This is a genomic window from Paenibacillus sp. PDC88 (assembly GCF_900106725.1).
GTDB lineage: Bacteria > Bacillota > Bacilli > Paenibacillales > Paenibacillaceae > Paenibacillus > Paenibacillus shunpengii.
On the sequence record NZ_FNNT01000008.1, the window covers coordinates 179842 to 205960 of the forward strand.

Consider the following 26119-nt stretch of genomic DNA (forward strand, 5'->3'; position numbering starts at 1 on the left):
CCTTTTTGTTTACACATAGTTTCCCTTCTGGTGTTATTACAAATCCTCTTCGGCATCATCCTTTACAGGCTCATCTCCAAGTTCAGCTTCCCGCTCAGCCTGTTTACGATGGGCAATCCGGCTGCTGGCGGATGCGGCAACAGCACCGACAATGTCATCCAGGAAAGTGTGGATATGCTGATCCGATTTATCATTCAGCCGCACGAGCACTCCAGGCTTCAATTTATCTACATATCCATAGTTCGTAAATCCAATGCTTCCATACACGTTCACGATGGAGAACGCCAGAATTTCATCGACACCGTACAGGCCTTCATCGTATCGAATCATATCCTGTAAAGGCTGAATCAGCTTGCCTTCTTCGGCGAGCAGGTCCAGCTGAATGCCGGTTAGGACCGCATTTTGTACCTCGCGTTTACTCAGCACCTGCTCCACGTTATGTATGCATTCTTCCATCGTTAGATCCGGGTAATAGTCCTTCTGCAGCAGCATGACCAGCTCTGCGATCTCAGGAATTTTCACGCCTCTTTTTTCGAGCCACTCCCAGGTGGCCTCCGCTACCTTTCTGCTGTTCAGACTGTAAGGGATTTTCTCCATTGGTATCTAATCGCTCCTCTTCATGTCAATTTGAGTAAGTTCTAAATTAACATAACCGATTTTGGACTTTTTGATTTCAATAGATCATGTTAAGGCATTTTTTCTATTAGAGCTCGTATACATAGTAGTACAAACTGTACAAAATTGTTAGGAGGACTTTTCACATGAGCCGTTTCCATCGCAAGGTTAAAATGATATCTGCAGCAGGGCTGCTTACCGTTCCTGTGCTGCTCGCCGGATGCAGTGCCCTCTCTTCTCAAACATCCGACAGTGTTGATGCTCCCCCGCCGATCCTTGAATCTGCCATGATTCAGGCTGCAGAAGGCAACGGAGAGATGGTTCAGACGGAGCAGATGACGGTATATCTGAAAGATCAGAATGGACTGCTCGCTCCGGTTTCAATGTCACTTCCGGCTCTCCCAGATCTTACTTTTGTGGAATCCTCACTTGCAGCACTTGTCTCAGGCGGTGCTTATTCGGGATACATGCCTGATGGCTTTACGGGTGTGCTGCCTCAGGGAACCGAAGTGATGGATGTGACGGTTACGCCGGAGGAGAAGCTGGCCGTTGTAGAATTTAATTCCAAGTTCACTGAATACATGCCAGAGGAAGAGCGTCAAATTATGGAGGCTGTGACCTGGACCCTTACCGGAAATCCGGATATTCAGAACGTACAGCTCTGGGTAGATGGCAAAAAACTGAATGAGATGCCCGTGAATGGAACACCGATGGCTCAATCGCTCACCCGGGGAATCGGTATCAATCTGGATCTGGGCAATCACTTGAGCACGAATTCCAGTCCGGTGACTGTGTATTTCTCTGATGAATCCCCTGCAGGAGAACAGTATTATGTTCCGGTCACAAGACTGGTTGAGCCGAGTCCGAATCGTGTGGAGTCCGCATTATCTGAGCTGATCAAAGGTCCTGACAGTGAAGGACTCGAGATGGTGCTGACCACGGCAACATTGCTGGAGTCAGTTGTCACTGGCGAGGATGGCACAGTCTCGGTAGCGCTGAAAGATGAAATGTTTGCAGAAGGTGACCCGATCCCGACAGAGCTGCTTCAATCGGTTGTCTTAACGGTGGCGGATAATTCAGGCAACGCTGATACGAAGGTGCAAATTACGTTTAATGATCAACAAACCGTGATAGGTACCGATGAACAGAACTATGGCGAGCCTGTGACGAAACCGGAATATATTAATGAGATTGGTATCTAAGGAATCGCATCTGTAAAGGGTGCTTTTACAAAAGCATTTTGGTAGAATGATAAGGACTAATACAGGACGCTTAAGACGTAGGAGGCAATATCATGAGATCTAACGGACGTACCAGCGAACAGCTGCGACCGATCACAATGACAGTGGGTACCAACAAATTTGCGGAAGGCTCCGTATTCATAGAAGTAGGAGATACCAAAGTCATATGTACAGCAACAGTAGACGAGAAGGTGCCCCATTTCATGAAAGGACAAGGCAAGGGCTGGGTAACAGCCGAGTACTCCATGCTTCCTAGAGCAACACAGACTCGGAATCAACGCGAGGCAGCTCGCGGTAAGTTAAGTGGACGCACGATGGAAATTCAGCGGCTCATTGGACGCGCATTAAGATCCGTCGTTGACCTGCATGCGCTTGGAGAGCGTACGATTACTTTGGACTGCGATGTCATTCAGGCAGATGGAGGAACCCGTACAACCTCGATTACCGGATCATTTGTCGCAATGGCGATTGCGTTGGACAAAATTGCACAGCAGCACCGGCTGCCCGTGTTTCCGATCACTGATTTTCTGGCTTCTGTCAGTGTTGGTGTTGTTCAGGACAAGGCACTGCTTGACCTGAACTATGAGGAAGATTCCAAAGCCAAAGTGGATATGAATATCGTGATGACCGGAAGCGGAGAATTCGTAGAGCTGCAAGGGACCGGGGAAGACAGACCCTTTAGCCGCAAAGAGCTGGATGAACTGCTCAGCCTTGGCGAGCACGGTATTCTTCAGATGATCGAGAAGCAGAAGGAAGTACTGGGACCGATTGCACTCAAGATCGGCTCCCGCAAGATTGGGGAGGCTTAATCGACAGCATGAACAATTTGGACAGCCCAGTCATTATCGTCGCTACCAAAAACAAAGGAAAAGTACGTGAGTTTGCCCACGCTTTTGCCCGGATTGGCAAAGAGGTCAAGAGCATGTACGATTATCCGGATGTACCTGATGTGGTGGAGGATGGCACGACTTTTGCCGAGAATGCATGGAAAAAAGCGAAAACTGTAGGCGATGCTCTTGGCCTGCCTGTTCTCGCCGATGATTCCGGATTATGTGTGGATCTTCTGGATGGCGCTCCAGGTGTGTATTCGGCGCGGTATGCCGGCGAAGGCGCTGCCGACGCGGATAATAATGAGAAGCTGCTAAGCGAGCTCGAATCACGCAAGCTGGGAGAGGATACGGAGCAGCCGCTCCTTAGCCCTGCCCGGTTTGTCTGTTCACTCGTGCTGTATGATCCGGCAACGGGAGAGAAGCTGGAATCCTATGGTACAGTTGAAGGCTTCATCACTTCCGAAACCGCCGGATGCGGCGGTTTCGGCTATGATCCGCTCTTCTATCTTCCAAGCTATGAGAAGACCATGGCGGAGCTCAGTATGGACCAGAAGCAAGCCATCAGCCATCGCGGTGCAGCACTTCGGGACTTAATGACCAAGCTCGGCGGTTAATACCCGATTAAGATCTTCATATACTTCAAAGAGACCTGCTGTTGACAGCAGGTCTCTTTGTGCTTGCTTGGTGCTCCCAATTACCGAATAGACACTTTATAAGTCTTTAACCAGTTGTTTACTTGTGTCAGGTAAGCAAATAACTGAGGTCCGGACATCAGCTGACCAAACCAAGGATTATTGGAAGAAGCCTCTTTAGAGGCTGCAATTTCTTTGATTTTCTTGACATCCAGCAGAGGCAGCACCGGGGATGAGGGATCATCCAGCACATCCAGCAGTTGCTGCCGAACGCTCTCTAGATAAGCGGGATTATGCGTCTTTGGATAAGGACTTTTTTTGCGATAGAGCACGTCATCAGGCAGGATTCCTTCCAATGCCTTGCGCAGAATACCTTTTTCCCGATTGCCTGTAATCTTAATCTCCCAAGGGATGTTAAATACATATTCCACTAGCCTGTGATCGCAATAAGGAACCCGGACCTCAAGTCCGACCCCCATACTCATCCGGTCCTTGCGGTCAAGCAGTGTGGGCATGAACCGGGTGATGTTAAGATAAGACATGACACGCATCTGCGCTGCTTTGCCGGTCTCTCCAGCGAGAAGAGGAGTCTCCGCCACCGCATCCGAATAGCGGTCATTCAAATATTCAAGCGGACGCGTCCATTCAGCAATATCCGAGGACAAGAGACTGGCTCTCATCTTCGGGGCGACCGCCCAAGGAAATGTACCTGAATTCAGCATTTCATCACGGTGAAACCAGGGATATCCGCCGAATACTTCGTCTGCGGCTTCTCCCGATATGGCAACGGTCGCCTTCTTTTTGATTTCCCGGCAAAATAAATAAAGCGACGAATCGACATCCGTCATCCCCGGCAAATCTCGGGCGAGCGTAGACGCGTTCAAGGCTTCCACAACCTCCGCCGTATCAAACTCCATAAAATGATGATTCGTCTTCAGCTCATCGACCATTCGCTGGATATAAGGAGCATCTGAATTGGGCTGGAAAGAGTGGGCTTTAAAATGCTTGTCGTTATCTACATAATCGACAGAGAACGTGTCAATATTTCCTTGCCCGTTTCTTTTGTAATACGCTACGGCCAAGGCAGACAAGGCGCTGGAATCCAGTCCCCCGGATAGTAATGAGCCTAATGGTACATCTGAAGCAAGCTGTCGTTCTAAGGTGTCAATGAGCAGACTTCTAACTTGTGCTGCCGTAGCGTCCACATCGTCTTCATGGGGCTGGCTGACGAGCTTCCAGTAGGCGTAAGAACGGAATCCGTTTCTGTTAAATGTGGCTGCATGCCCGGCGCGAAGTTCCTTCATTGAGGAATATACACCGTGACCTGGTGTTCTTGCTGGTCCAATGATGAATACTTCAGCCAAGCCTTCAGGTCCGACAACCGCTTCGACCGCTGGATGCAGCAGCAATGCCTTGGGTTCAGAGCCGAACACGAGCAGATCTCCCTGATCGCTGTAAAATAGAGGCTTTACTCCAAGCCGGTCTCTGGCCATGAATATATGTTCGCGTCCGCTATCCCATATGACAAAGGCAAATATTCCATTAAATCGTTCAACACATTCAGGCCCCCATTCTGCATAGCTGGCAAGCAGCACCTCGGTGTCACAATTGGTTTTGAAATGATGTCCACGGTTCTCCAGCTCTTTTTTGAGCTCAGGTGCATTGTACAGCTCTCCATTATAAACAACGGTATATTGCGTATCTCCATGATTCATGATCATCGGCTGGGCCCCATTCTCCGGGTCCATGACGCTCAGTCTGCGATGACCGAAGGCACAAGGATTCGAGATCCAGGTTCCGCCGGCATCGGGTCCGCGATTTGACATGCTTTCCGTCATGCGGACAAGCAGTTCTGATTCTTGGGTAAGATCACGATTCCATTGTATAAATCCTGTTATACCGCACATGACTGTTCATCCTTTCTTTTACGTAACTTCTCAGAGGCTCATATAACAGCGTGTGGAGAGCGGTCATGCCTCATCCCCTTTTTTCTTCACGAGCAGTACTAGCAAATATATGCCGAAATTAGGCATAAAATGTCTGTCCACATCCGAAACTATAAGAGGCGAGCATATTAGTGTTGGGAGCGATGAATTTGACTAGAAGCCTGTATTTTGTTTCTGTTGGCGGACGTTCTGTTCTGAATGATCAGCAGGCAGCATCCTACGAATGGGTGATTGAGGCGACGCCAGAGCAAGCAGATTATTTGAGAGGGCTCCTTAGCTTGATGCAGGAAAAAGAAGAAGAGGCCTTCCCGGGCTATATCTTCCCTTGGCCGGACACCGAAGAGGCCTCTGTCAACTCGTTATATGAGCAAGCACTTCAGAACGTGTATAACGAAATTTATCAGCTGGGTACGCGAGAAACTCGCAGTCACTTAGCGCAATATGGGATTGTCCGTCACAGTGTTAACGGGAATGGATGAACGTAAGGCGATTAACCTAACATAAGAACAGGAGATGGGCTCATGTATGTGATTCAAAATGCCAAAATTACAAATACCACTGAATTAAATGGAGTACGTTGTGTGGAAGTAGCGGTGGAGCCGGCTCAGGCGGGAGATCCTTCATTGCTTGTATATGTAGCGCAGAATGCGTATGGAACAGGACTTGATCTGCACAGAGTCGTGCGTAATCATCATGATTTGGCTCTGGATTGGTACAATGATAATCAAAATGCAGCATTTGAGGATGCGACAGCAGTTGCGTTTGAGAACAGTCAGCTTGTAACGGCCGAGCAGGAGAAGGGACAGTTTCTCCAGTCCTTATTGAATTACGGGACATTGAACCAAGATATTTTAAGTAAATTGCAAAAATAAAACTTACACGAGGCTGCAAATGGAATGGATAACTCCAATTTCTTTGCAGTCTTTTTTTGTGATTAGAAAATACTCAGCACATTTATTACACATAATACTGATGTATCCCGGGGAGGTGAATATGATGGCTTCAAAGTACAAGGTAACGAAGAAATACCGTCACGGTTTGGCAAATGAATTTGCTAGTGAAGTACTTGCGAAGAATAAAAATCACCAGCGGCAACTGAACAGAGCACGTTTAGGAAGCAGCAACTAATCCGGGCTGCACACAGGCCTCCATTCTTTCAGTGATGAAAGGATGGAGGCTGTCTATTATAAAAATATGAGGAACAATACGGGATATTGCAGAGGAATACATATCATGAAATAGGCTTGAACATGATTTTATACCTATACAGCAGGGTAAACGCATTAAGGAAGGATACAGAGCAGCATTTTACGATTAATTACAGATTGAAGGTGAACCCCATATGAACGACATCGATATTCGAAGCAGAGAACAGGATTTGCACGATCTAACCCTCACGATAGAGGACGCTGTCAGGCGCGGCAGCATAGAAGAGATGCACGATGAATTTGAAGAGTGGGAAGCATATGACCTGGCCACGATCTATTTAGCACTAAATGAAGCTTACCGGCCTCGATTTATGGATGCACTCGATACGGAGCTATTAGCTGAGATGCTGAGCGAGCTTGAGCCCGTAGTAGAAATTGAAGCCTTATATATTCTGAGCAAGGATCGCGCAGCTCAGGTGCTGAATCGAATGGATAACGACGATTTGGCCGATTTGATGGGCGAAATGACAGATGAAGTTAGAGAGTACATGCTCTCGATCATGGAGGCTTCGGAGCGGGAGACCGTTAGGGAGCTAATGAATTATGGACCGGAGACAGCGGGCGGTATCATGACGAACCGTTATGTGTGGTTCTATGCCAAATATACGGTTCGCGAGGCAGTCGAAAAGGTGAAGCATTTTGCAGACCTGACCAATGATGTACAGGATCTGTATGTATTAAATGAAAACAAAGAAGTCATAGGGCTTACCACCTATAGAGATCTCGTGCTTGCTTCAGATACAGAGCTTATCGAGCATTTAATGAGAGAAAATGTGGTCAAGGTATCAGCGGATATGGACCAGGAGGCGGTTGCGCACTTATTCGAACAATATGATCTCGTGTCGATCCCAGTTGAGAATACAGCGGGCAAATTGATTGGAGTTGTCACGTTTGACGACGTGCTGGACGTCTTGAGGGAAGAAGCGAACGAGGATATCAACAAGCTGGCGGGTACCGACAAAACGATTGATTTTAACACACATTTCCTAACCGCGGCCAAAAGAAGACTTCCTTGGCTTATTATGCTGTTATTCCTCGGGCTGCTATCTGGAAGCATTATAAGTATATTTCAGGGGACGCTCAGTCAAGTGGTGGCTCTCACTTTCTTCATGCCGATGATCGCAGGAATGACCGGGAATACGGGAACACAATCGCTTGCGGTCGTCATTCGAGGGCTGACACCACAGAACAAAATGAACGGAGGAGCCATATTACGTCTACTATGGAGAGAGCTTAGAGTCGGATTTACCATTGGAGCCGTTTGTGGAATAAGCGTAGCGATTGTTGCGGGAATTTGGCAGAGCAGCTTTGCTCTAGGTGCCGTTATCGGCTTCTCTCTGATCCTAACCATTGTGATTGGTACGATGGCCGGGACGATTATTCCTATTCTGCTGCATAAGCTGAAGATCGATCCGGCAGTAGCCTCCGGCCCTCTTATTACGACGCTGAATGATTTGTTCTCTTTGACGGTGTACTTTGGTACGGCGACGTTATTTATTTCATACCTGGTTTAGAGTTCAAGTAACTTGGCTGTAAGATAAAATGGATTCATATGAAGATAAAATGAAAACCAGCCGCTCGAGGCTGGTTTTTGAACTGTTATGCTAAGTTGTTGTTACGCTGCTTCTCTTAATGATTTGATACCTTGGTAGACGTTATAAATAAATGAACCGAAATAGATGACAAAAAACACAATGATGTATCCTATAATCGAGGCAGGATGGTCTGCGGTGAACAGAAAATAAAGCAATGGAATCGCTGCAACGAAAGGGAATACATGTGAGAATAATGCGCGTTTCGCATGTTTGGTTATGTAATCGTCCTTGGCTACAATCCATATGATTAAGGGGAACAGGAAGGGGGCAAAAAAGATACTGAAATAACTAAGGGAAGATAACAGCTGTCGCATGAAATAACGCTCCTTTTGAATTTTCCTAATATTTAAATCATATTACCCTTCATCGCATGTGATGATACATAAAAAATACTTTGACAAATACAGATTATACGATATAATAAATATCGCACTGTGAAAATAAGTACATATCTTGTCCCAGTAGCTCAGCAGGATAGAGCAACGGCCTTCTAAGCCGTCGGTCGGGGGTTCGAATCCCTCCTGGGACGTAAAAAAGAGAGACAACCGAAAGGGTGTCTCTTTTTTGCGTCTGCGGGGATGAGAACCCCAAATGGGGGTTCGTCGGAGCATAGGCATCGATAGCAATCGCATCGCAGTCAGCCGTAAGGCTGTACCCCGACTGGGACGGTGAGAGACAACCGAAAGGGTGTCTCTTTTTTGCGTCCGCGGGGATGAGAACCCAAAATGGGGGTTCGTCGGAGCATAGGCATCGATAGCGTCCGTAACCTAACTAAATAAAAAACTTTACAATTAACGCTTGCTATCATCACATATATATGATACGATATATCTCGCGCTTGAATTTGTCCCAGTAGCTCAGCAGGATAGAGCAACGGCCTTCTAAGCCGTCGGTCGGGGGTTCGAATCCCTCCTGGGACGTAAAAAAAGAGAGACAACCGAAAGGGTGTCTCTTTTTTGCGTCCGTGGGGATAAGAAGCCCAAATGGGGTTCGTCGAAGCATAGGCATCGATAGCAATCGCATCGCAGTCAGCCGTAAGGCTGTACCCCGAGTGGGACGGTGAGAGACAACCGAAAGGGTGTCTCTTTTTTGCGTCCGTGGGGATAAGAAGCCCAAATGGGGTTCGTCGAAGCATAGGCATCGATAGCAATCGCATCGCAGTCAGCCGTAAGGCTATTTATCTGACGCAACATATCCCTGGTCTCAATGAAATAAGCTAGAACATGTTTTTTTTAGACCGGAATCGGTTATGTTAATATATTAGAGCTATACACGGATATGTAGTTTCTATATAATTCAACAAGTCGATTGGTTGTCGTTAAACCGGATAGAGAGGAGGCAGTCATAATGAGCGATACGAACTCCCAAACCAAAGAGAAAAATATTGTTCTCTTCCCGAAGACGCTGGATTACTATCAGATTCAGCTTACTGTAATGCTGGAGAATGAGCGCTATTCGGAAGCGATGCGTTTGCTTGAGTTCCTGCTTCAATGCGAAGGGCAGGAGAAACGGAATTATGAAGAATGGGAAGCTTTGCTGGACTGGCTGCGTGCAGCTTTCCCTCAATATATAGATCGTGATCAGAGAGAAGACGGACGAAATGACGAGGATTTGGAAGAGAGTGAAGAGGATTTTGCTCGTCAAAATGCCCGAAATAAAATGGCGGAAGATGGAGCATATGCAGATAAGCTGCTAAGAACGGTCATGGAAGAGCCGCTGAGCGAGCAGACGATGCTGGCACTGGATCAGCTTGCCTATATCGAAACCCCGGGTATTGATCATTCGCTGTGCGAGTGGCTTCAGCAGCGTAAGCTGCATCCGTTGCTTCAGTTTCGAGTGCTGCAGACCTTGCGAAAAAGAGGATCTCAGGCAACCGTATCTCTTACACGAGGATCGGAGAAAGTGGAGGTTGAGGTGGAATCTATTCCACTGAAGCCGGATGAATTTCCATTTCCAATTATTCGAGTGCTGGAACTGGTGGCAGATCAGACGGAAGTACATGAACCGACCTTATTTTATTTTGCTCAGGAATTGTGGTCTCAATATGTGATGGCTGTATATGGCACAAGCGACTACCGCTCTATGCTTGAAGGCGATGATTCGACACTCGATATATGGGCTGCGGCGCTCCATGCGGCAGTCGCTGAGAGTCTGGGCGGATCACTGGACGAAGAAGAGATTAGAAGGGTCTATGAAATCACGAGTGAAGTGAGATTTAGATTCGAGCAGGCATACCGATCTATTAAACGATTTGTATCCGGCGGACTGGATGTGAAATAGCCGAAAACTTCCTTTTGACGCCTGCAAGGGTTTACCCTTGAAATTGCATTTAATGTTGTTTATACTAAAATGGTTATTTTGTACGCGCTTGACATGGTTAACATGTGAAATTTGGAGGGGAAAGCATAAATGAAAGCAACATGGGAAAAAATAGAGAAGAACCTTGGGGTTCTTGAAGTTGAAGTAGAAGCAGATCGTGTAGCTGCTGCTCTCGACAAGGCTTTTAATAAAGTCGTTAAAAAGATAAATGTACCTGGATTCCGTAAAGGTAAAGTGCCTCGCTCGATCTTTGAAGCTCGTTTCGGCGTAGAGAGCCTGTATCAAGACGCAATTGATATCCTTCTTCCTGAAGTTTACACGGAAGCTGTTGATCAAACAGAAATCTTCCCTGTTGAACAACCAGAAGTGGACATCGATCAATTCGCTAAAGGTGAAGCTTTCAAATTTAAAGCGAAAGTTGTCGTTAAACCTGAAGCTAAACTTGGTGAGTACAAAGGACTTGAAGTTCCTAAGGCAAACACAGAAGTTTCCGAAGAAGAACTGAATGCTGAGCTTGAGCGTTTGCAACAACGTCATGCTGAGCTTGTAGTTATCGAAGAAGGTACAGCTGAGTCCGGCGATATCGCAGTAATCGACTATGAAGGTTCTGTTGATGGTGAGCTGTTCGACGGTGGACAAGCTGAGCGTTACTCCCTGGAACTGGGTTCTAACACATTCATCCCTGGCTTTGAAGAGCAAGTGATCGGTCTTGCTACTGGCGACAACAAGGATGTTGAAGTGACATTCCCTGAGGAATATCATGCAGCAGAACTGGCTGGCAAGAAAGCCATCTTCAAAGTGAAAGTGCATGAAATCAAACGCAAAGAGCTTCCAGCAATCGACGATGAGTTTGCTAAAGACGTAAGTGAATTCGATACTCTTGCTGAGTACAAAGAAGATCTTACGAAGCAGCTGTCTGAGCGCAAAGCAGAAGAAGCAAAAGCAAACCAAGAGAATGTTGTTGTTGAAAAAGCGGCTGCTAACGCAGAAGTTGAAATTCCACAAGGAATGATTAACAGCGAAGTTCGCAACATGATGCGTGACTTTGACAACCGTCTTCGTCAACAAGGCATGAACCTTGAAATGTTTATGAGCTTCTCTGGTCAAACGGAAGCAGATCTTCAAAACCAAATGAAAGGCGATGCTGAGAAGCGCGTTCGCAACAACCTGGTTCTTGAAGCAATTGGTAAGCAAGAGAACATTGAAGTATCCGATGAGGATGTTAACGAAGAGCTGAATAATATGGCGACTTCCTTCAGACGTACTCCAGAAGAGATTCGTCAAATTCTCGAAAGCAACGGTTCTTTCGACAGCCTTCGTGAAGAAGTTCTGCTTCGTAAAACGATTGACTTCCTTCTTGCAAACAGCGTAGAAGTTGACGCTCCAGCTGAGGAAGCTGCTGTAGAAGCAACTGAAGAATAAGATTACACATCCATCACGTTAGAAATATAACAGATAAGGCACGTAAAGTATTTTACTAAACGTGCCTTATTTCTTCTCATGAATATCCATTTTATAGTTAAATATATTATTAAATGGTAATCAGTGAGATGTCGTGATATTTTAACTGTACCTTCCATATACTTGAGTTATAGGTCTTAGCTCCATAGGATGGAAGTCCGATTTGCACATACATAAAAAAAATGGTTAAATATGATCAAGCTTTCTCTTTAGCAGTTACTTGGCTGAGGAAAGTAGTCATAAATGACATTGAACAGGGAACATGATAAAATTAAGACTGATATTTATTTAACCCTGATTAATGTGGCAGTAAGATTCTATTATGGAGAAGAGGTCGGAACATGAATCTCGTGCCTATGGTTGTTGAACAAACTAATCGCGGTGAACGTTCTTACGATATATATTCAAGACTATTGAAGGATCGTATTATCTTCCTCAGCGGTGCAATAGATGATGATGTGGCCAACAGCGTTATTGCTCAGCTCTTATTCTTGGCTGCAGAGGATCCGGAGAAGGACATCAGCTTATATATCAATTCACCAGGTGGTTCTGTTACTGCAGGGTTGGGTATATATGATACAATGCAATTTATTAAGCCAGACGTTTCAACCATCTGCGTAGGGATGGCTGCCAGCATGGGCTCACTACTGCTCACTGCGGGTGCACCTGGCAAGCGCTTTGCGCTGGAGAACAGTGAAGTTATGATACATCAGCCGCTTGGCGGGATCCAAGGTCAGGCATCCGATATTCAAATTCACGCCGACTGGATTATTAAAACGCGTCAGAAGCTTAATCAGATCTATGTGGAGCGTACGGGTCAACCCCTTGATAAAATCGAGCGTGATACGGACCGCGACTATTTTATGAGCGCGGAAGAAGCTTTAGAATACCGTATCATTGACCAAGTACTCACCAGACCGATTAATTCTTAAAGGGGTGGTTAGATGTTTAAATTTAACGATGAGAAAGGGCAGCTTAAATGTTCTTTCTGTGGTAAATCCCAGGAACAGGTTCGTAAGCTTGTCGCTGGACCAGGGGTATATATTTGTGATGAATGCATCGAGCTGTGTGCAGAGATTGTAGAGGAAGAACTCGGTCATGACGAAGAGATTGATCTGAAGGATATTCCAAAACCGATGCAGATTCGTGATATTTTGGATCAGTATGTTATCGGTCAGGAGCAAGCGAAGAAATCGCTGTCTGTTGCCGTTTATAATCATTACAAGCGCATTAATACACAGAGCAAGATTGACGATGTAGAAATGTCGAAGAGTAACATTCTGCTATTGGGACCAACGGGCTCTGGTAAAACGCTCTTGGCTCAAACTATGGCTAAGATTTTGAACGTTCCATTTGCGATTGCAGACGCTACCTCGCTCACAGAAGCAGGGTACGTAGGTGAAGACGTTGAGAATATTCTGCTCAAGCTCATTCAAGCTGCCGATTATGATGTAGAGAAGGCAGAGCGCGGCATTATTTATATCGATGAGATTGATAAAGTAGCACGTAAGTCGGAGAACCCTTCGATTACACGTGATGTATCCGGTGAAGGCGTACAGCAGGCCCTCCTCAAAATTCTAGAGGGTACGGTTGCTTCCGTTCCACCACAAGGCGGACGTAAGCATCCTCATCAGGAATTCATCCAAATCGATACGACAAATATTTTGTTCATCTGCGGCGGGGCCTTTGACGGACTCGAGCAAATGATCAAACGCCGTATCGGCAAAAAAGTGATTGGTTTCAACTCTTCTGCTGAGCAGAAGGATCTGAAGCCGGGTGAGTACCTCGGAATGGTTCTTCCAGAGGACTTGCTCAAGTTCGGTCTCATCCCAGAGTTTGTTGGACGTCTTCCAGTCATCTCTACATTGGAGCCGCTTGATGAAGCGACACTTGTTCGTATTTTGTCTGAGCCGAAGAATGCTCTGGTTAAGCAATATACGAAGATGCTGGAGCTCGATAACGTAACTCTCGAATTTGAGAAGGAAGCACTTGAAGCGATCGCTCGGGAAGCGATTAAGCGTAATACGGGTGCCCGTGGACTTCGTGCGATCATAGAGAGCCTGCTGCTTGATGTGATGTATGAAATTCCTTCTCGTGAGGATGTTACAAAGTGTGTAATTACGAAGCAGGTTGTTGAAGAGAAGACAGCACCTGAACTGCATGGTGATAAAGATAAGAAGCAAGAAGAGAGTGCCTAAATAAACAAGTCTTACTCCACTCGTAATGAGGTTTATTTATACTGGATTTTTCCAGGCCTCTTGCGGGTGGAGATTTGACGTTATGGGGAGAGAAAGGAATCATGTTTTTAAGACAAGATACACGTCCCGTAAAAGTCGGCAACATTACCATTGGCGGAAGCAATGAAGTCATTATTCAAAGTATGTGTACAACGAAAACGGCTGATGTGGATGCAACGGTAGCTGAGATTTTGCGGCTTGAAGAAGCGGGATGCCAAATCGTTCGTGTAACGGTCAATAATGATGAAGCAGCAGAAGCGATTAAGGAAATTAAGAAGAGAATTCATATTCCGCTCGTTGCGGATATTCATTTTAATTATAAATTAGCACTGAAAGCGATCGAGAATGGTATTGATAAAGTACGGATTAATCCTGGTAACATCGGCAGACGCGAAAAAGTAGAAGCCGTTGTAAAAGCATGTAAGGAAAAAGGAATCCCGATTCGTATTGGTGTTAATGCTGGCTCGCTTGAGAATCATTTGCTTGAGAAATACGGTTATCCTACAGCCGACGCGATGGTAGAAAGTGCCTTGTTCCATATTGGCATTCTGGAAGAGCTGGATTTCCATGATATTATCGTATCGCTCAAGGCATCTGATGTCCCAATGGCCATTGAGGCTTATACTAAGGCCGCACAGGTCATTCCATATCCATTACACCTTGGAATTACAGAAGCGGGTACGCTGTTCTCAGGTACAATTAAGAGCTCGGCAGGCATGGGCGCTCTGTTATCTATGGGAATCGGCTCTACCATGCGGATTTCACTCAGTGCAGATCCGGTTGAAGAGATTAAGGTTGCCCGTGAGCTGCTCAAAACCTTTGGTTTGATTACAAATGCTGCAACCCTGATTTCTTGTCCGACCTGCGGCCGTCTGGATATCGACTTGTTCTCCATTGCTAATGAAGTAGAGGATTATATTTCACAAATCAAAGTGCCGATCAAGGTATCGGTGCTGGGGTGTGCGGTTAATGGTCCTGGTGAAGCTAGGGAAGCAGATATTGGGATCGCAGGGGCGCGAGGCGAAGGTCTTCTGTTCCGTCATGGAGAGATGATCCGCAAAGTGCCTGAGGCTGAAATGGTTGAAGAGCTGAAGAAAGAAATCGACAAGATTGTAGAAGTGTATGAAGCAACCGGCGTTATTCCGGGACGCAAGCACTAATCTTTTTTTTCTAAAATAAGAATTTACTCATCACTGCTTCCTCGTATAGGAAGCAGTTTTCTTTTTGCCTACTTGAAGAAATGTCTTCTGTTCATGTTTGGTGTTCAAATCTATAAGAGAACTTCTATTTTCTACGTTTATGCCGGAGTGAAAAGGCTATACTACCATGTATCGAACTTTTTATGGTAAGAACGTAAAGAACAGGAGGGACACCTAATATGGGTACTGAGTTAACCATTATTGTCATGTTAATCAATTTGTTTTTCGGAGTCGTGATCGGGCTCTATTTCTGGAATATGCTGCGTGGACAAAGAAACAATAAAAGTGCAGTTGAACGTGAGTCTCGGAAGGAACTCGACAAGCTGAGAAAGCTTCGCTCCATATCGCTGACTAAACCGCTTGCCGAGAAGACCCGTCCAGCCAAGATGGAGGATATTGTCGGTCAGAAGGATGGGCTCCGTGCGATGAAGGCAGCACTGTGCAGTGCAAATCCACAGCATGTTATCGTTTATGGGCCTCCAGGGGTAGGTAAAACAGCGGCAGCGAGGGTCATTTTGGAGGAAGCCAAAAAAAATCCATCCTCTCCCTTCAAAGCAGATGCCAAATTTACGGAGATTGATGCGACAACTGCCAGGTTCGATGAGCGCGGCATTGCCGATCCACTGATTGGCTCTGTTCATGATCCGATATACCAAGGTGCAGGTGCAATGGGCGTTGCAGGTATTCCTCAGCCTAAACCAGGAGCTGTTACGAAGGCGCATGGCGGGATTTTATTTGTCGATGAAATTGGTGAGCTTCATACGATTCAGATGAACAAGCTGCTCAAAGTGTTAGAGGATCGTAAAGTTATTTTGGAAAGTGCGTACTATAACTCTGAAGATACGCATACTCCTGCTTATATCCACGATATTTTCCAAAACGGTCTGCCGGCTGATTTTCGTTTGGTAGGGGCAACGACCCGTTCACCTCACGAAATTCCTCCGGCTCTTCGTTCCCGGTGCATGGAGATCTTCTTCCGCGCACTGCTGCCCGAAGAGATTGGACAAATAGCAGAGGATGCGATCAGTAAAATTGGCTTTGCAGCCAATCCTGAAGCGGTGGAGGTCGTTAAAAGATATGCCACCAATGGTCGTGAAGCGGTGAATATCGTACAGCTCGCCGCAGGACTTGCTCTGACTGAGAATCGGGATGAACTCCGTGCTGCGGATCTCGAATGGGTCGCAAGCAGCAGTCAGATTCAGCCGAGACCAGACAGGAAGGTGCCAAGTGTTCCGCAAGTGGGCTTTGTCAATGGTCTTGCTGTATACGGACCTAACATGGGCGCGCTGCTTGAGATCGAAGTATCAGCGGTGCCTGTAATGAAGGGGAAAGGAACATATAACATCACGGGAGTTGTCGATGAGGAGGAGATTGGCGGCGGTTCAAGAACGCTCCGTCGGAAGAGCATGGCCAAAGGGTCTGTAGAAAATGTAATCACCGTACTCAGATCAATGGGGCTGGAGCCTTCTAACTACGATCTTCATATCAATTTTCCAGGAGGTACACCAATAGATGGTCCTTCCGCGGGAATTGCCATGGCAACGGCGATTGCTTCTGCAATTAAGGGGATTCCCGTCGATCATGAGCTGGCAATGACAGGTGAGATCAGCATTCATGGAAAAGTAAAGCCAATCGGCGGTGTGCTGGCTAAGGTAGAGGCTGCTTTTCAGGCTGGAGCTAAGACGGTTATTATTCCCGCAGACAACTGGCAGACCATTTTTGAAGGTTTGGATGGCTTGAAGGTTATTCCTGTTGAGTCCGTGGATGAAGTATTCGAGCATGTCTTCGGCAAAGAGCTGATGACAGACAATGAAGAGAAGGCTGCACCTGCTCCCGAGCTGTTTCCACAATCTTCGCCTTCAATACTGCATGCAGACTTAAATCGCGGCGGAACGATGAATAGTACAGAAAGCATGTAAAGACTTCTCCTTCATTGGTTTTTTATGTGAACATTTGATAGAATAATGAATGATAACAACCTGAGAGCCATTGGAGGTGTGAAAGCGATGGGGCCGAGCAAAGCCAAAGTTCGTCGTTTTCCTTTACTGCCTTTAAGAGGACTTCTCGTCTATCCGAGTATGGTGCTACATCTCGACGTGGGCAGGGAGAAATCCGTCAAGGCTTTGGAAAAAGCGATGGTAGAAGAACATCTGATTCTCCTGTGTTCTCAATCTGACGTAAATATAGAAGATCCTGCACGTGAGGATATTTATCGGATCGGTACAGTAGCGAAGGTCAGACAAATGCTGAAGCTTCCGAATGGAACCATTCGTGTCCTCGTGGAAGGACTTGAACGAGCAGAGATAACAGAGTATACAGATCAAGACGAGTTCTATGAAGTGCTGGCGGTGGAGCTGCTGGAGGAAGAGGCTGACCATCCAGAGACGGATGCATTAATGCGGACCGTTCTCAGCCAGTTTGAAAATTATATAAATCTATCGAAGAAGGTTACACCCGAGACTCTTGCAGCTGTATCCGATATTGAAGAGCCGGGGCGCCTTGCCGATGTCATCACAAGTCACTTGTCGCTGAAGATTAAGGACAAACAAGAAATTCTGGAAACCGTAGATGTGAAACAGCGGCTTGAGAAGCTGTTGGACATTTTGAATAACGAGCGTGAGGTCCTTGAGCTGGAGCGCAAGATTAACCAGCGGGTCAAGAAGCAGATGGAGAAGACCCAGAAGGAGTATTATCTTCGCGAGCAAATGAAGGCGATACAGAAGGAGCTTGGCGAGAAGGAAGGGCGTGCCGGTGAGGTTGAAGAGCTTCGTGCCGGGGCAGCAGAGCTGTCACTCCCTGACAAAGTGCGCGAGAAGGTCGAGAAGGAAATTGATCGGCTTGAGAAAATGCCCGCCAGCTCCGCAGAGGGCGGCGTTATCCGCAATTATGTGGATTGGCTGTTAGCTCTCCCGTGGAGCCGCAAGACGGAGGATGATCTGGATATTCATGCCGCTGAAGAAGTGCTGGATGCAGATCATTACGGTCTAGAGAAGCCGAAGGAGCGCGTACTTGAATATCTGGCTGTCCAGAAGCTGGTGAAGAAGCTGAAAGGTCCGATTCTTTGTCTTGTAGGTCCTCCTGGGGTAGGTAAGACATCACTTGCGCGTTCCATTGCCAAATCACTTGGCCGTGAATTTGTGCGTATCTCCTTGGGCGGTGTAAGAGACGAAGCGGAAATTCGCGGACATCGAAGAACGTATGTCGGTGCCATGCCTGGCCGAATCATTCAAGGAATGAAGACCGCAGGTTCACTGAATCCAGTATTTTTGCTGGATGAGATCGACAAGATGGCTTCTGATTTTCGCGGGGATCCATCCTCTGCTCTGCTTGAAGTGCTTGATCCTGAACAAAACAATACGTTCAGTGACCATTTTGTAGAGCTTCCCTTTGACCTGTCAAACGTCATGTTTGTTACGACAGCCAACACAATTCATAGTATTCCGCGTCCGCTCCTCGATCGGATGGAAGTGCTTAACATTCCAGGGTACACGGAGCTGGAGAAGCTGCAGATTGCAAGCCGCTATTTGCTGCCGAAGCAGATCACAGAGCATGGATTGACAGAAGAACAAGTGGAAGTACAGCAGGATGCTCTCTTGAAAGTCATTCGTGAATACACGAGAGAGTCCGGCGTGAGAAATCTGGAGCAGCAGATGGCTTCCCTATGCCGCAAGGCTGCGAAGAAGATCGTATCCGGCCACACAGGCAAGATCATTATCGCTCCGGATGATGTGAAAGATTACTTAGGTCCGCAGAAATTCCGTTACGGTGTTGCTGAGCTTGAGGATCAGATCGGGACAGTTACCGGACTTGCTTGGACAGAGGTTGGTGGTGAGACACTCGTCATCGAAGTGACGGTTGTACCGGGTACCGGTAAGCTTACCTTGACAGGTAAACTCGGGGATGTTATGAAGGAATCTGCGCAAGCAGCCTTCAGTTATACACGTTCCAAAGCAGGGGAACTCGGGATCGCGCCTGACTTCCACGAGAAGAATGATATTCACATTCACATCCCGGAAGGTGCCATTCCGAAGGACGGACCTTCTGCCGGAATTACAATGGCTACTGCACTGATATCTGCATTGACTAACCGTCATGTATCCAAGGATGTAGCGATGACAGGTGAGATTACACTCCGCGGCCGGGTTCTACCGATTGGCGGACTGAAGGAGAAATCGCTTGCGGCACATCGTGCAGGATATAAGAAAATTTTGCTCCCGAAGGATAATGAACGGGATTTAAGAGATATACCGGACAGTGTGCGAGAAGATGTTGAATTCGTACCTGTTGCACACATGGATCAAGTGCTTCAGCATGCACTGGTCGAACAGCAGGCAGGTGTGCACTAGATAAGCCAATGAGCATCAACGAGAGTTCCATTATTTCATTGGTGTGTTATGAAGAGAGGATAAATATCGATTATGAAAGTTACCAAATCCGAATTTATCATTAGTGCGGTCAGCCCTAGCCAATACCCTGAGGACGCCTTGCCGGAGATTGCTCTGGCAGGGCGTTCCAATGTGGGGAAATCTTCGCTGATCAATCGAATGATTAATCGTAAGAACTTAGCAAGAACGAGCTCAACCCCAGGCAAGACCCAGCAGCTTAATTATTACCGGATTAATGATGCGCTTTATTTTGTGGATTTTCCAGGCTATGGGTATGCCAAAGTGTCGAAGACGCAGCGTGCGCTCTTCGGTCAAATGATGGAGAAATATTTGCTTGAACGAGAAGAACTGAAGCTGGTCATGCAGATGATTGATATGCGTCATCCCCCTACGAAAGACGACATAATGATGTATGAATGGCTGAAGCACCATGGGCTTCCCGTATGCGTCGTGACTACGAAGATGGATAAGATTCCTAAGACACGCCGAGCCAAGCATGCAAAAGTTATAAGAGATGCGATCGGTCTTCATCCTGAAGACAGCTTTGTCTCTTTCTCGTCAGAGGAAGGCTTAGGCAAGGATGAGCTGTGGGCAGTAATATCCCGTTATGCAGGGTTTACAGAAGAACAGCCGTCTGTAGAAGAGTAGTCTTACAACTCTCATCAAAAGCAAGTGACAAGACGATCTTGCAGAACAATCGAGCTAACACGAACTTTCTTGCAGAATAATGAGCATTTTCCCTATGGGATGTATAATTTCAAGTTTCTTCCTGATTTTTAATGATTTAAAGCAGAAATTCATTGCATGGCAGAAGGGCGGGTTCCGCCCGCGGTAGTGTATAATGAAGCTAAGTAATGAACATTATGGTTTTAAATCGGCCTGACTACAGAATGGTCGGGAAAGAATTGAGGAGATTTTTATGGCTCAGCGGTTAGCCACAGAATATGTTAAAGCCACTTTGAAATTAACAGAACCTCAGATGCAGCAGTTTTTAAAAATGGCCGAAGACAGCCAGCTTCAGCACCAACGAGTGAAAGTGCTGGGCAAGGGCGGGCAGGATGTTGTACTTCGTGATGGTGCTGGAGAGGAAGTTTGTTTCCCATTTGATCGAGAAGATGGATTATATGTCTGTGAGTTGTCTTGCCGTCTAGTGAATCCTCAGCTGACGAGTGTCGTACGCAAGTTGTTTCTTACTTTCAAGGGTGAAGGAATGGAGAACCGGGTGTATGCTGGTTTTACTATGATGTATTTTTATTCCCAAGGCTCTGTTCGCAAGATTATTGAATTCAAACAAAACCAAGCTCGAATCGTATACGAATATAAGAATTCCTTGCAGGAGCTTGAACAGCAATACCGATCACGTGATGTTGAACAGAAAATTTCACGTGTGAAGAACAGCATCAACCAACTGCTCGATGCAAGAAACAAGGTGTCTTGCCAGGAGGAAATTCGTCATATTGATGAGCAGTTACGGATAGAAGCATTTATACTATTTACTCTTGAAGCTTAAACATATTCAAGCCAAAGCCTGCTCTTCACTGAGCGGGCTTTTCTTTAGTTCTCGTAAGCCTTGAACTGGATTATTTTTTTTAAGGTGTTTGTTCCACTTCAGATCATAAAAAATATACTGTATTGTTCTTGAAAAAACTGTTGCATTTGTAACGAATAGGTGTTATTTTTATTCTCGTTGAAAAGAATATAGGAACCAGGATTCACTCAGGACATTGTGTATGTTGCGAGAGATTTATCCCTCGGGAAGTGAATGACGTAGGTCCTAGCGGATGAAATTTTTCAAACATTTTATTCCTAGGAAGGGGGAACCGAAAGATGGGAAGTACAACTTTCGGAAGACACGTTGCTGTTGACACTTGGGGAGTAGACTTTGATCTGTTGAACAATGAGGATTACTTGCAAGTACAGATGGTAGAAGCCGCAGAAGCTTGTGATGCGACCATCTTGTCCGTGCAATCCAGACAGTTTGAGCCACACGGGGTTACTGTGCTAGTCATGTTGGCTGAGAGTCATCTCTCGATTCATACGCACCCTGAAAGAGGCTTTGCCGCGATTGATTGTTACACTTGTGGAGAATTGGTTGATCCGCAGCTTGCTGTTGAGTACCTGGTATCGGCTTTGAACCCGGAGAAGATTTTTTCGAAGACATTAGTGCGTGGTAATGGCGAATTAGATGTCGAACAGCCTGTAAAACAACAGATTGAGCTTGTATAATACACAGATTTATAATACGATACAATTAATAAAGAACCATGGAATTTCCATGGTTTTTTATATATTTTATGTAATTAACTAGAAATTCTCCTAACGGTAATATCCGATTGCGAGTAGTACAAGTTTCAAATGGGTTTGCAACGTATAAATTAATGAAGTGGCGGTAAAATTAAGTAGGCAAAATGGAATCCATAAGTTAAGAAGATGAGGATTTCATAAACATGTCATAAAAAGCATTAGGGCGAAACTGTACATATGTTATACTAAATACTGCTTGAGGCTAATTGTTAATAACACATTTGATGTTTTTATAGACTAAATCCATTTCGTTTGAAATTGATTCAATAATTTACCGAATTTTGTAGAGGCAGGTGAACTTGCAATGCACATCGTCGCAGTTGGGTTAAACTATCGCACAGCGCCTGTAGAAGTAAGGGAACGGTTTACATTTGACGAAAAAGACCTGCCATCAGCGCTCCGAGAGCTCAAGAAGACAAACAGTGTATTGGAAGGCGTCATCGTTGCTACATGCAACCGTACGGAAATGTATGTGGTGGTTGATCGTCTCCATATGTGCGGGTATTTCATACGCAGCTTCATGGAGCAATGGTTTGGTATTTCCCGCGAGGAGTTTACTCAACATCTCTATATATATGAAGATGAACAGGCGATACGTCATTTATTTCGGGTAACCAGTGGACTGGACTCCATGGTGATCGGAGAGACCCAAATTTTAGGCCAGGTTAAGCAGGCCTTCTTAACGGCTCAAGCTGAGAAGGCAACCGGAACATGGTTTAATACGCTGTTCAAGCATGCCATCTCTTTAGGCAAGAGAGCGCATAGCGAGACCTCGATTGGTGAAGCGGCGGTTTCTGTCAGTTATGCTGCGGTTGAACTAGGCAAGCGCATCTTTGGCTCCTTTAATCACAAGAAAGTAATGATTCTTGGTGCAGGGAAGATGAGTGAGCTCACTGTTCAGCATTTATATGCGAATGGTGCGGAAGAGGTAATTGTGGCGAATCGGACCTTCTCACGTGCAGAGGAGCTGGCAGCCAAATTTGACGGAACGGCATGTACCATGGAGCAGGCATTTACGCGTCTCCATGAAGTGGACATTTTGATCAGCTCAACAGGAGCGAAGGATTTCGTTATCTCGGCTGATATGGTTAAAGACAGCATGAAGCGAAGAAAGTCACGTCCTTTGTTCATGATCGATATTGCTGTGCCTCGGGATATTGATCCTGTAATTTCAGATATTGCTAACGTCTTCTTATATGATATCGATGATCTTGAAGGTGTGGTTGAGACGAATCTGGAGATGCGCCGGATCGAGGCGGCGAAGATCGATTCCTTTATCGAGGAAGAGATCGAAGAATTCAATCACTGGCTCAAAACTTTGGGAGTTCGTCCTGTGATTCGAGCTTTGCAGGAGAAGGCCAACAGTGTCCATGAAGAAACGCTCGAGAGCTTGTTTAACAAGCTGCCTGAGCTGGATGAGCGTCAACGTAAGGTGATACGCCGACTGACGAAGAGTATGCTTAATCAGATGACGCATGAGCCAATTAACCGTATAAAAGAAATGGCAGTGGATAAGAATGCGGATGATGCATTATCGATGTTCACTACCATGTTCGGTCTTGAGGAAGAGCCTGAAGTCAAGGAAGAGTCTTCTGTTTCCCCAAGAGTGAATATGAAGCCGGCCACGGAGCCTAGTCGTGAGGTGGAGCAAGCACCTTCACGGATTGCATATGTTCCAGTGAGCCTGTAAGGCAGGTGTCATAAGTGTCTACAGTAGATACGATTCACACTTTGCTGATTTATATTTATGCCCTGAGCCTTCTGTTTTATTTCTCGGATTGCATTCGACGCAACACGAGTGCGAAGCGGATGGGCACAGGGCTTCTTGCTGTCGTGTCCCTGATGCAGCTGATTTACTTGATTCTCCGAACCGTTGATTTGGGACATATTCCGATCTATTCGATGTATGATTTTGTATTCTTATTTACGTTTAGCATCGTCATTACTTCTCTGATTATGACAACGTTCAGGAAATCGGAATATATCGTATTCCTGCTGAATGTGGTCGGATTCAGTGCTTTGGTGCTCAGTGATTTTTGGCTTGCTCCGGTCGTTAATCCTATGCTTAATTGGCAGACCGTACATGGACTTCTTGTCATGCATATCGCTCTTGCTAATCTGGGGTTTGCTGCACTGACACTCGCCGCCGTATTTGCTGCGATCTATCTCTTCCTGCATTTCCGGCTCAAATCGAAGCAATGGGGCGATACGATGCGGCGTATGCCGAGTCTTGAAATGCTCTATCTGTACATGAACAAGGCAAGCTCTATTGGGACGCCCATGCTCGGCGTTTCAGTCATGCTTGCTGTATTATCGATCATGGCAGAGAAACGCTGGCCATTATTACTCGATGCCAAAGTTCTCTCAACACTCATTGCATTATGCATCTATTTAGGATACTTCATTTCAAAACGATACAATGGTCAAGCTCCCCATGTTATGGCACGGTGGACGCTAATCGGTTATGTCTTTGTCATTGTTAGTTTTATTAGTAATGCTTGGTCTGTATTTCACCGCTGGACAGGAGAGTGAAGTAAATGGAGCAGGCTTATGTTCCGATATGGCTGGATTGCTCAGACCGCACTGTCATTGTTATTGGCGGTGGTCCAGTGGCTGAGCGCAAGGTAAGTGGACTTCTTAATTCAGGAGCGAACATTACGATCATCAGTCCCACGATGACCGAGAGACTTCTTCAGCTGGCTCAGCATAGTGAAGTCTCCTGGATTCAAAGGCCCTACCGTCAGGGAGACCTGAGAGGGGCTTTTCTTGTATATACAGCTACAAATCACACGGATATCAACCGACAGGTGGTTAAAGAAGCGAAAGAGACGGGTGCTTTGGTGAACAGCGCAGATGAGCCTCGCAGCGGTGATTTTATTACACCGAGTGTCGTACGGCGCGGCAGGATGTCGATCGCCGTGTCAGCCTCGGGTTCAAGTCCGGGAGCGGTCGCACGCATTGCGAAGCAGCTAGACCAACAATATGGTGATGAATATGGTGTGTACTTTGATTTTTTGCATCAAATTCGTCAAACCATTCTGTCTCGTATTGAAGATCCGAACAAAAGAAGACATCTGCTGAAGAAAGTATTAGAGTTAGATATATTAGATGAAATTAGAGAAGGACGCTTTGAATTATGGTCCGATGAACAACGGAATGAATGGATTGCAGACAATCAGGAGGGGTAATGAATAAATGCGAACGATTGTAGTAGGAAGCAGACAAAGTGCACTGGCTCTAACACAGACAGGGCATGTCATTGATGATTTGAAGAACCTGTGTAAGCAGCATGGGCTTCCATTTGATTTTGAGATCAAGAAGATTGTAACGAAGGGCGATCAAATCCTGGATGTTACGTTGTCCAAAGTCGGGGGCAAGGGGCTGTTTGTAAAAGAAATTGAGCAGGCCATGATGAACGGCGAGATTGATATGGCTGTACATAGCATGAAGGATATGCCTTCTGTACTTCCCGAACCACTGACTACCGGTGCCGTGCCGCGCAGGAAGGATCCAAGGGATGCCCTGATATCCAGAACCGGATCTTCCCTGGATGAGCTGCCTCAAGGTGCAAAAGTAGGGACGAGCAGTCTGCGCAGAGCGTCTCAGCTCAAAGCTTACCGTCCTGACTTTCAAATTGAATGGATTCGCGGCAATATTGACTCCAGACTCCGCAAGCTTGAGACGGAAGGCTTTGATGCCATTATTCTCGCTGCGGCGGGACTTTCTCGTATGGGATGGGAAGATCGAATAACAGCTTATTTGTCTCCGGACACTTGTCTGCCTGCGGTAGGCCAGGGTGCGCTCGGTATTGAATGCAGGAAGGATGACAAGGAGCTCCTTCATTTGCTCAGTTTGTACAATGATTTGGAGACGGCCCTGCCGGTTGCAGCTGAACGGAAATTTTTGAATGTGCTGAACGGAGGCTGCCAAGTACCTATCGGAGCGTATGCAACATGGGTTACTCATCAAGGAGAGGATGGACATAAGCAGCTTATCGAGCTGACGGGTATGGTTGGAACACCGGATGGATCGACAGTGCTTAAAGAGACGGTGATTGGGAGCGATCCTGAACGTCTTGGAGAGGAAGTTGCTGAACGCTTGATTCGTAAAGGCGCAGAGAAGATACTGGCAGACGTAAGGGGATGAG

At 46.2% G+C, this 26119-nt stretch carries 24 protein-coding genes and 2 tRNA genes; 23 read left to right on the top strand and 3 right to left on the bottom strand.

The annotated features are described in order from the left end of the window. Positions 1-36: 36 nt before the first annotated feature. Positions 37-597 carry a phosphatidylglycerophosphatase A family protein gene (locus tag BLW49_RS22110; protein WP_076315107.1) on the bottom strand — a complete coding sequence of 187 codons (561 nt, stop codon included), beginning with the start codon at positions 595-597 and terminating at the stop codon, positions 37-39. A 164-nt stretch (positions 598-761) separates the two neighbouring features. Between BLW49_RS22110 and BLW49_RS22115 the strand changes: the two genes are divergently transcribed. The 3 genes from BLW49_RS22115 to BLW49_RS22125 all read left to right on the top strand — a co-directional run bounded on the left by BLW49_RS22115 (position 762) and on the right by BLW49_RS22125 (position 3300). After that, positions 762-1817 (top strand): GerMN domain-containing protein, encoded by a 1056-nt coding sequence (locus tag BLW49_RS22115; protein WP_076315108.1) that lies wholly within the window; start codon positions 762-764, stop codon positions 1815-1817. 92 nt (positions 1818-1909) lie between these two features. Then, positions 1910-2665 carry a ribonuclease PH gene (gene rph / locus BLW49_RS22120; RefSeq protein WP_076315109.1) on the top strand — a complete coding sequence of 252 codons (756 nt, stop codon included), beginning with the start codon at positions 1910-1912 and terminating at the stop codon, positions 2663-2665. Between the two features lie 8 nt (positions 2666-2673). Next, positions 2674-3300: an XTP/dITP diphosphatase gene (locus BLW49_RS22125; RefSeq protein ID WP_076315110.1), complete on the top strand. Its 627-nt coding sequence runs from the start codon at positions 2674-2676 to the stop codon at positions 3298-3300. Between the two features lie 80 nt (positions 3301-3380). Here BLW49_RS22125 and asnB read toward each other — a convergent pair whose 3' ends face one another. Further along, the gene (gene asnB / locus BLW49_RS22130; protein ID WP_076315111.1) at positions 3381-5225 is read right to left on the bottom strand and encodes an asparagine synthase (glutamine-hydrolyzing); all 1845 of its coding nucleotides are present in this window, start codon (positions 5223-5225) and stop codon (positions 3381-3383) included. A 188-nt stretch (positions 5226-5413) separates the two neighbouring features. On the opposite strand from asnB, the gene BLW49_RS22135 reads away from it, so the two are divergent. The 4 genes from BLW49_RS22135 (at position 5414) to mgtE (ending at position 7986) form a co-directional block, all read left to right on the top strand. Continuing rightward, positions 5414-5743 (top strand): hypothetical protein, encoded by a 330-nt coding sequence (locus BLW49_RS22135; RefSeq protein ID WP_076315172.1) that lies wholly within the window; start codon positions 5414-5416, stop codon positions 5741-5743. A 42-nt stretch (positions 5744-5785) separates the two neighbouring features. Next, a complete protein-coding gene (locus BLW49_RS22140) occupies positions 5786-6136 on the top strand; it encodes a hypothetical protein (protein ID WP_076315112.1) in 351 nt (116 codons plus the stop codon). A gap of 121 nt (positions 6137-6257) precedes the next feature. Next, positions 6258-6392, top strand: coding sequence for a hypothetical protein (locus BLW49_RS29305; protein WP_256209896.1), 135 nt, complete (start codon positions 6258-6260; stop codon positions 6390-6392). 214 nt (positions 6393-6606) lie between these two features. Next, a complete protein-coding gene (mgtE, locus tag BLW49_RS22145) occupies positions 6607-7986 on the top strand; it encodes a magnesium transporter (RefSeq protein ID WP_090726925.1) in 1380 nt (459 codons plus the stop codon). Between the two features lie 101 nt (positions 7987-8087). On the opposite strand, the gene BLW49_RS22150 is transcribed toward mgtE, so the two are convergent. Next, positions 8088-8381 carry a magnetosome magnetite crystal formation protein family gene (locus BLW49_RS22150; RefSeq protein WP_090726927.1) on the bottom strand — a complete coding sequence of 98 codons (294 nt, stop codon included), beginning with the start codon at positions 8379-8381 and terminating at the stop codon, positions 8088-8090. Between the two features lie 141 nt (positions 8382-8522). Between BLW49_RS22150 and BLW49_RS22155 the strand changes: the two genes are divergently transcribed. The 16 genes from BLW49_RS22155 to hemC all read left to right on the top strand — a co-directional run bounded on the left by BLW49_RS22155 (position 8523) and on the right by hemC (position 26118). Then, positions 8523-8596 (top strand) — tRNA-Arg (locus tag BLW49_RS22155). A gap of 317 nt (positions 8597-8913) precedes the next feature. Further along, positions 8914-8987, top strand: a tRNA-Arg gene (locus tag BLW49_RS22160). Positions 8988-9414: 427 nt separating this feature from the next. Then, entirely contained in the window at positions 9415-10347 is a 933-nt protein-coding gene (locus BLW49_RS22165; RefSeq protein WP_076315115.1) for a hypothetical protein, read from the top strand. A 129-nt stretch (positions 10348-10476) separates the two neighbouring features. Then, positions 10477-11808: a trigger factor gene (tig, locus tag BLW49_RS22170; protein WP_076315116.1), complete on the top strand. Its 1332-nt coding sequence runs from the start codon at positions 10477-10479 to the stop codon at positions 11806-11808. A 380-nt stretch (positions 11809-12188) separates the two neighbouring features. Then, a complete protein-coding gene (gene clpP, locus BLW49_RS22175; protein ID WP_047914315.1) occupies positions 12189-12779 on the top strand; it encodes an ATP-dependent Clp endopeptidase proteolytic subunit ClpP in 591 nt (196 codons plus the stop codon). 12 nt (positions 12780-12791) lie between these two features. Beyond that, positions 12792-14045 carry an ATP-dependent protease ATP-binding subunit ClpX gene (gene clpX, locus BLW49_RS22180; RefSeq protein ID WP_047914314.1) on the top strand — a complete coding sequence of 418 codons (1254 nt, stop codon included), beginning with the start codon at positions 12792-12794 and terminating at the stop codon, positions 14043-14045. Positions 14046-14146: 101 nt separating this feature from the next. Beyond that, complete coding sequence (gene ispG, locus BLW49_RS22185) at positions 14147-15244, top strand: flavodoxin-dependent (E)-4-hydroxy-3-methylbut-2-enyl-diphosphate synthase (protein WP_076315118.1); 1098 nt, start codon at positions 14147-14149, stop codon at positions 15242-15244. A 218-nt stretch (positions 15245-15462) separates the two neighbouring features. Further along, positions 15463-17202 (top strand): ATP-dependent protease LonB, encoded by a 1740-nt coding sequence (gene lonB / locus BLW49_RS22190; RefSeq protein WP_090726929.1) that lies wholly within the window; start codon positions 15463-15465, stop codon positions 17200-17202. Positions 17203-17289: 87 nt separating this feature from the next. Then, a complete protein-coding gene (gene lon / locus BLW49_RS22195) occupies positions 17290-19629 on the top strand; it encodes an endopeptidase La (protein ID WP_076315120.1) in 2340 nt (779 codons plus the stop codon). Positions 19630-19701: 72 nt separating this feature from the next. Next, on the top strand, positions 19702-20316 hold the full coding sequence (gene yihA / locus BLW49_RS22200) for a ribosome biogenesis GTP-binding protein YihA/YsxC (RefSeq protein ID WP_076315121.1): 615 nt from the start codon (positions 19702-19704) through the stop codon (positions 20314-20316). A gap of 271 nt (positions 20317-20587) precedes the next feature. Beyond that, positions 20588-21178 (top strand): non-ribosomal peptide synthetase module, encoded by a 591-nt coding sequence (locus BLW49_RS22205; protein WP_076315122.1) that lies wholly within the window; start codon positions 20588-20590, stop codon positions 21176-21178. Between the two features lie 317 nt (positions 21179-21495). Beyond that, on the top strand, positions 21496-21894 hold the full coding sequence (gene speD, locus BLW49_RS22210; RefSeq protein WP_076315123.1) for an adenosylmethionine decarboxylase: 399 nt from the start codon (positions 21496-21498) through the stop codon (positions 21892-21894). Positions 21895-22276: 382 nt separating this feature from the next. Further along, positions 22277-23662 (top strand): glutamyl-tRNA reductase, encoded by a 1386-nt coding sequence (gene hemA / locus BLW49_RS22215; protein ID WP_076315124.1) that lies wholly within the window; start codon positions 22277-22279, stop codon positions 23660-23662. Between the two features lie 14 nt (positions 23663-23676). After that, positions 23677-24504, top strand: coding sequence for a cytochrome c biogenesis protein CcsA (gene ccsA, locus BLW49_RS22220; RefSeq protein ID WP_076315125.1), 828 nt, complete (start codon positions 23677-23679; stop codon positions 24502-24504). Positions 24505-24509: 5 nt separating this feature from the next. Continuing rightward, a complete protein-coding gene (locus BLW49_RS22225; RefSeq protein WP_076315126.1) occupies positions 24510-25160 on the top strand; it encodes a precorrin-2 dehydrogenase/sirohydrochlorin ferrochelatase family protein in 651 nt (216 codons plus the stop codon). A gap of 7 nt (positions 25161-25167) precedes the next feature. Continuing rightward, the gene (gene hemC, locus BLW49_RS22230; protein WP_090726931.1) at positions 25168-26118 is read left to right on the top strand and encodes a hydroxymethylbilane synthase; all 951 of its coding nucleotides are present in this window, start codon (positions 25168-25170) and stop codon (positions 26116-26118) included. The last annotated feature ends 1 nt before the right edge of the window (position 26119 follow it).

Excerpts from the sequence above, each read along its gene's own strand:
- BLW49_RS22110 (WP_076315107.1), bottom strand. The coding sequence starts at position 597 with ATGGAGAAAATCCCTTACAGTCTGAACAGCAGAAAGGTAGCGGAGGCC.
- BLW49_RS22115 (WP_076315108.1), top strand. The coding sequence starts at position 762 with ATGAGCCGTTTCCATCGCAAGGTTAAAATGATATCTGCAGCAGGGCTG.
- rph (WP_076315109.1), top strand. The coding sequence starts at position 1,910 with ATGAGATCTAACGGACGTACCAGCGAACAGCTGCGACCGATCACAATG.
- BLW49_RS22125 (WP_076315110.1), top strand. The coding sequence starts at position 2,674 with ATGAACAATTTGGACAGCCCAGTCATTATCGTCGCTACCAAAAACAAA.
- asnB (WP_076315111.1), bottom strand. The coding sequence starts at position 5,225 with ATGTGCGGTATAACAGGATTTATACAATGGAATCGTGATCTTACCCAA.
- BLW49_RS22140 (WP_076315112.1), top strand. The coding sequence starts at position 5,786 with ATGTATGTGATTCAAAATGCCAAAATTACAAATACCACTGAATTAAAT.
- BLW49_RS29305 (WP_256209896.1), top strand. The coding sequence starts at position 6,258 with ATGATGGCTTCAAAGTACAAGGTAACGAAGAAATACCGTCACGGTTTG.
- mgtE (WP_090726925.1), top strand. The coding sequence starts at position 6,607 with ATGAACGACATCGATATTCGAAGCAGAGAACAGGATTTGCACGATCTA.
- BLW49_RS22150 (WP_090726927.1), bottom strand. The coding sequence starts at position 8,381 with ATGCGACAGCTGTTATCTTCCCTTAGTTATTTCAGTATCTTTTTTGCC.
- BLW49_RS22165 (WP_076315115.1), top strand. The coding sequence starts at position 9,415 with ATGAGCGATACGAACTCCCAAACCAAAGAGAAAAATATTGTTCTCTTC.
- tig (WP_076315116.1), top strand. The coding sequence starts at position 10,477 with ATGAAAGCAACATGGGAAAAAATAGAGAAGAACCTTGGGGTTCTTGAA.
- clpP (WP_047914315.1), top strand. The coding sequence starts at position 12,189 with ATGAATCTCGTGCCTATGGTTGTTGAACAAACTAATCGCGGTGAACGT.
- clpX (WP_047914314.1), top strand. The coding sequence starts at position 12,792 with ATGTTTAAATTTAACGATGAGAAAGGGCAGCTTAAATGTTCTTTCTGT.
- ispG (WP_076315118.1), top strand. The coding sequence starts at position 14,147 with ATGTTTTTAAGACAAGATACACGTCCCGTAAAAGTCGGCAACATTACC.
- lonB (WP_090726929.1), top strand. The coding sequence starts at position 15,463 with ATGGGTACTGAGTTAACCATTATTGTCATGTTAATCAATTTGTTTTTC.
- lon (WP_076315120.1), top strand. The coding sequence starts at position 17,290 with ATGGGGCCGAGCAAAGCCAAAGTTCGTCGTTTTCCTTTACTGCCTTTA.
- yihA (WP_076315121.1), top strand. The coding sequence starts at position 19,702 with ATGAAAGTTACCAAATCCGAATTTATCATTAGTGCGGTCAGCCCTAGC.
- BLW49_RS22205 (WP_076315122.1), top strand. The coding sequence starts at position 20,588 with ATGGCTCAGCGGTTAGCCACAGAATATGTTAAAGCCACTTTGAAATTA.
- speD (WP_076315123.1), top strand. The coding sequence starts at position 21,496 with ATGGGAAGTACAACTTTCGGAAGACACGTTGCTGTTGACACTTGGGGA.
- hemA (WP_076315124.1), top strand. The coding sequence starts at position 22,277 with ATGCACATCGTCGCAGTTGGGTTAAACTATCGCACAGCGCCTGTAGAA.
- BLW49_RS22225 (WP_076315126.1), top strand. The coding sequence starts at position 24,510 with ATGGAGCAGGCTTATGTTCCGATATGGCTGGATTGCTCAGACCGCACT.
- hemC (WP_090726931.1), top strand. The coding sequence starts at position 25,168 with ATGCGAACGATTGTAGTAGGAAGCAGACAAAGTGCACTGGCTCTAACA.